This window comes from Pseudoalteromonas sp. Z1A6 (assembly GCF_011378745.1).
GTDB lineage: Bacteria > Pseudomonadota > Gammaproteobacteria > Enterobacterales > Alteromonadaceae > Pseudoalteromonas > Pseudoalteromonas arctica.
In genome coordinates, this window is record NZ_WTKW01000355.1 from 1 (window position 1) to 4,125 (window position 4,125).

A 4,125-nucleotide genomic window follows, 5' to 3' on the forward strand; every position below is an offset into this window, starting at 1 on the left:
TAAAATATTTAAAATTAATAGAGCTTTAATGATTAAACCTGAGATTCCAAATAACGAAGCTGAGCGATTACACGCGCTTAGAGCATTAAAAATTCTAGATACGTCTCATGAAGAGCGCTTTGATCGTGTTACTCGTATTGCCAAGCGTATGTTTAATGTTTCTATTTCATTGGTTACTTTGATTGACGAAGACCGCCAGTGGTTTAAATCAAGGCAGGGGCTTGATGCGCCTGAGCTTCCTCGCGAAACCTCATTTTGTGGCCACACCATAAATCAGGACGAGTTATTAATAATCCCAGATACAGCAAAGGACGAAAGGTTTTTTGATAATCCCTTTGTTACAGGCGATCCTAAAGTACGCTTTTATGCAGGCTTTCCTTTAAAATTAAGGGAAGGAGTCATTATAGGCACTTTGTGCCTTGCCGATAATAAACCTAGACAACTCAATGATGAAGAAAAACAATTACTAAGAGATTTAGGCACGTTAGTCGAGCGAGAAATTCAATCAATTCAACTAGCCACAATTGATGAGTTAACAAGAATCTCTAATCGACGTGGCTTTTTAAACCTTGCCGAACATACGCTAAATGTATGTAGGCGAAACAAAGTATCAATGTCGTTTATATTGTTTGATCTCAATAAGTTTAAACAAATTAATGATATTTATGGACACCACGAAGGCGATTTTGTATTAAATAAATTTGCACAAATTATGCTTAGTTCATTTCGTGATTGTGAAGTCATAGGTCGACTTGGCGGAGATGAATTTGTTGCGATGTTAAGCGACTCAGACGAGACAAAAGCAGAGTTTGTTTTACAAAGGTTTGCGGATGCAATAGCGCATGCTAATAATACCTTAAACAAGCCATACAAAATTGATTACAGTGTAGGAGTAACACACTTTAAACACGATACAGGTAAATCAGTTGAGGATATGATTCAAGATGCTGATGTTGCAATGTATCAGCAAAAAAAGCAGCAATCACTTTAGTGAACTGTTTAGTTTAATTGCTGCTTGAACTTCACTTAACTTCCTCATGCTAGTACGAATTTTATAATATGCCGTTATTCGCTATTGCAGTCATTTTTTGCAGCGGGTGATGCTAAAGACACATTTGGTTGCCAAACTCTGTTCCATATTTTATGAAGATTGTTTAATTTTGGCCTTTGACTTATTTTTTCAAAGTTACCAAGGTTTACTTCTGAATCATTTTTTTGACCCACTACAAAATTAAACACATAGTTGCATTCCATACCCATACGTAAATCAGAAAGTACAATATTGCTTTGCTGTTGGCGTACCGAATAAAACCCTTTAGTAAACCACTGCAAGCGTTTTATAGCCCATTCATCGCTAATATTATTTAACAATGAAGGCGTCGTTTGATAAGCCGTTAAAGTAACATCGTTGGGCGCGTCAAATACTGATGCATAACCCTCATAGTATTGCCCGTCAGACATCACAACAATACGCCATAGCAAAGTAGTTAGCGGAGCAGGCGTACTAACATACGCATTTACTGGTATTTGCCTGTTATTGAGGGCCGTTTTTACCTTGTTATCAATATTTATTTTTAAAATTAAAGCACAGAATAAATATAGGCTACTTAAAACTAAGGCTGCTGTATTTATACGATAAGCCGTTGCTGCTTTTATTTTGGGAATCAGCGTACATATTACGCCAATCAATAAAGGAAACGTATAAGCGGGATCAATAATAAACACACTAGAAACCGCAAAGGGGTACTCAGTAAAAGGCCAGAGTAATTGTGTACCGTATACCGTTAGGCTGTCTAGTAAAGCGTGGGTAGATAAACTCAAAAACACCAGCCAAAACCAGCGTACTTTATAAGTTTGCATTCCCGCGTGTACTTTTAATATTAGCCATACAATAAGCGGGCTAATTAATAAATGTATTAATAACGAATGGCTAAAGCCACGGTGATAAGTAAATGCTTCTACAGAGCCGCCATAAGGAAAAAATACATCTAAATCAGGGAGTGTGCCCAAAGTGGCGCCCCACAAAACGGCTTTTCGGCCTACTTTGTTGCCTAATACCGCATAACCTACAGCACTACCTAATGCTACCTGCGTTAAAGAATCCATTTTGATTAATACCTTTAATTACTACTTTTGTTATTTATACTTTTCGATTATTAAAAAGCGTCAAAAAATCGGTTAAAACATTTAATAAGCAAATCAATATACAGAGCTTATAAACTAAGCCTAGGCTTTATAAAATCTAAAAACGCTGTAATTCAAGATGATACCGTACTATTTTTTATAATACATGGCTTGTATAATTTCTCGGTTATTTGGCGAGCTAATTGCATTGGGTAACACTTCAACTAATTTACCTGTTTTTAGGTCATTGCCAATCATAAAGTGAGAAAGTAACGCAACACCTTGGTTTGCAATACACCGCTGGCGCACTGTTTCACCGCTGCTTGCGCTAAGCGAAAACGTAAATAAAGCGGGCTTTACTAACGGCCAGGTATTTAATTTAGGGGAGTCACTAAAACCAATTAACTTATGATTTTGTAAATCATCAATTTGCGCAATTGCTGTTACGCGTTACAGCGGTATGCATGATAAACGTGAAATTCAGCAAGTATAAAGTCTTAGCTGTTAAGGTTGAAACTAAAATTAATGACCTCATACCTGTTATGAGGTCATAGATTTTTAAGTGACAGTCGTAATAAGAAGTAAAAGGTGTATTTCGTAAAGCTTTAAAAGAGCTTGTTTTTAACCGATTATTTTATAAGGATAAACCATGACACAACGTGTGATAGAAATGCCAGAACTCGGTATGGGAACATTCCGATTAGAGGGCGACACTGCCTATAACTCAGTAAAAATGGCACTCGAAGTTGGGTTTCGCCATATTGATACCGCACAAATTTATGGCAACGAAGAGCAAGTAGGTCAAGCTATAAAAGACAGCAATATTCCGCGCAGTGAAATATTCTTAACCACCAAAGTGTGGAATAACAAATTAAATAAAAGCGACTTTATTCCAAGCGTTAAAAAGTCACTTGAAAAGCTACAAGTAGACTCGGTCGACTTACTGCTAATTCATTGGCCATCGCCTGCTAACGACGAGCCAATGAGTGAATACCTTACTGAATTATTAAAAGCAAAGCAGCTTGGTTTAACTAAGCACATTGGTGTTTCTAATTTCACTATTGCAAACTTAAATGAAGCAATGCAAACGCTTGACTCACGTGAAATATTTACCAATCAGGTTGAGGTACACCCGTACTTAACTAACACTAAATTGCGTGCTTTTTGTGCCCAGCACGACATTCATGTAACAGCATATATGCCATTTGTTGTAGGTAAGGTGCTTAAAGATCAAACCATTATCGACATTGCTAAAAAGCATGATGCAAGCCCGGCACAAGTTGTTTTAGCATGGGTTAACGCCAATGGCATGACGACAATTCCATCATCAACTAAGCGTAAAAACTTGGAAGATAACTTTAACGACCATGTTAAATTAGATGATGAAGACATAGCCCGCATTGATGGCTTAGATTGTGGCGACCGACAAGCAACACCAGACTTTGCGCCGCAGTGGGATCAGTAAACTTACCTCAAACGCAAAGTTAAACCAAATATTTTAAGGTGTAGATTGTCTATACCTTAACTTTTATAAGGAATACACATGTTAACGGTTATAGCTGCACTGTCGTGCAAAAATATTGATACAGATGTAATGCTTACAGCACTTGAAAATTTACAAAAGTCATCGCGCCAAGAAGTAGGGTGCTTACGTTATGAATTATCGGTAAAAAGTGATGCTGAGCATACTGACTATGTAGTTAGCGAACAATGGGCGTCTGATGAGCACTTTGAAGCGCATAAAAACGAGCCACACTTTAAAGCGTTTGGTACGCAGGTTACTGGGCTTTTAACCAATAGTAGTATTGATGTATATAGAACAATTGGTTAAGCAGTTTTATACCACTTAGCTAAACTACATAACTAAGTAAATACTCAAATAGGTGCTGTTAACTTACATCACCTTTTATTCTTACACTTTAACCAGCCTAAATACTCTACTTCCCCAATATATCAATGAAATCTATTAGAACTCTTTTTTGTTAATTTGCAGTGTGGCGA

4 protein-coding genes and 1 pseudogene are annotated in these 4,125 nt (G+C 37.1%); 3 read left to right on the plus strand and 2 right to left on the minus strand.

Going from position 1 to position 4,125, the window contains the following annotated elements; genetic code table 11:
* Positions 1–28 precede the first annotated feature (28 nt).
* A complete protein-coding gene (locus GQR46_RS16945; protein ID WP_165741646.1) occupies positions 29–991 on the plus strand; it encodes a sensor domain-containing diguanylate cyclase in 963 nt (320 codons plus the stop codon).
* A gap of 74 nt (positions 992–1,065) precedes the next feature.
* On the opposite strand, the gene GQR46_RS16950 is transcribed toward GQR46_RS16945, so the two are convergent.
* Positions 1,066–2,106 carry a metal-dependent hydrolase gene (locus GQR46_RS16950; protein ID WP_165741648.1) on the minus strand — a complete coding sequence of 347 codons (1,041 nt, stop codon included), beginning with the start codon at positions 2,104–2,106 and terminating at the stop codon, positions 1,066–1,068.
* 152 nt (positions 2,107–2,258) lie between these two features.
* Positions 2,259–2,572, minus strand: a pseudogene (locus tag GQR46_RS16955) (LysR substrate-binding domain-containing protein); the annotation flags it as partial.
* Positions 2,573–2,773: 201 nt separating this feature from the next.
* On the opposite strand from GQR46_RS16955, the gene dkgB reads away from it, so the two are divergent.
* Together dkgB and GQR46_RS16965 are read left to right on the plus strand one after the other, a co-directional pair.
* Positions 2,774–3,589 (plus strand): 2,5-didehydrogluconate reductase DkgB, encoded by an 816-nt coding sequence (dkgB, locus tag GQR46_RS16960; protein ID WP_165728061.1) that lies wholly within the window; start codon positions 2,774–2,776, stop codon positions 3,587–3,589.
* A gap of 78 nt (positions 3,590–3,667) precedes the next feature.
* On the plus strand, positions 3,668–3,955 hold the full coding sequence (locus GQR46_RS16965; protein ID WP_165741650.1) for a putative quinol monooxygenase: 288 nt from the start codon (positions 3,668–3,670) through the stop codon (positions 3,953–3,955).
* The last annotated feature ends 170 nt before the right edge of the window (positions 3,956–4,125 follow it).